The sequence below is a fragment of the Staphylococcus sp. HMSC068G11 genome (genome assembly GCF_001815825.1).
Classification (GTDB): Bacteria; Bacillota; Bacilli; order Staphylococcales; family Staphylococcaceae; genus Staphylococcus; species Staphylococcus epidermidis.
The window spans coordinates 1-684 of record NZ_KV822081.1 but is presented as its reverse complement, the minus strand read 5'-3'; the positions used below and the strand labels follow the sequence as shown (position 1 = coordinate 684).

The window sequence follows — 684 nt, the reverse complement described above, 5'->3', positions numbered from 1 at the left end:
TTTATATAATTCCCACTAATTGGGGTCAGTCTAAAATTAAAATTGATAACTTTTTTAATAAAATAGATACACTAATTTTAAAACAAGGTAAAAAAATAGAATTATTAAAACAACGCAAACAAGGCTTACTACAAAAAATGTTTGTGTAATTCTGATAACCTCCTATTATGTTAATTGAAAATAGACAAAAATAAATTGAGAGCATCCCTTACCGCAAAGTGAAGGATGCTCTATTTTTGTTGAAATTAATATAAGCTTCATTCTGATAGATAGTCATTAATAATTGTTTGCAAATCGTTATTAAGTACCGTTGTTACAGCGTCATCATTCATAAAATCCTCGTAGATTTTATCAAGAATTTATTCCTCTTACAGACATTCGCGAGAAGTCCGTTTTAATTTTATTAGAAGTAATTCAGGTTTGAACCTACCTAAATGAATATATGAGTTATCTTTTATACTACAAAATATATTCAGATTTCAATAATGACATAAAATAGGCATCTTTATATTTACCTTTAGTGTAGAATTGCTCTTTAAGTAATCCTTCTGTTTTAAATCCTTGTGACTCATATATATGCACAGCTTTTTTGTTATCTGTATCAACATATAGATAAATTTTGTGCATGTTTAATATATCGAATGCATAATTTATCGCTTTTTCGAATGCGAATTTTGCATAACC

Annotated in this window: 1 protein-coding gene; it reads right to left on the bottom strand. The window is 27.0% G+C overall.

The features are described from left to right. Nucleotides 1-459: 459 nt before the first annotated feature. Nucleotides 460-684: GNAT family N-acetyltransferase (locus tag HMPREF3058_RS06030; protein ID WP_141754122.1), on the bottom strand; the 225-nt coding region annotated here is incomplete at its 5' end.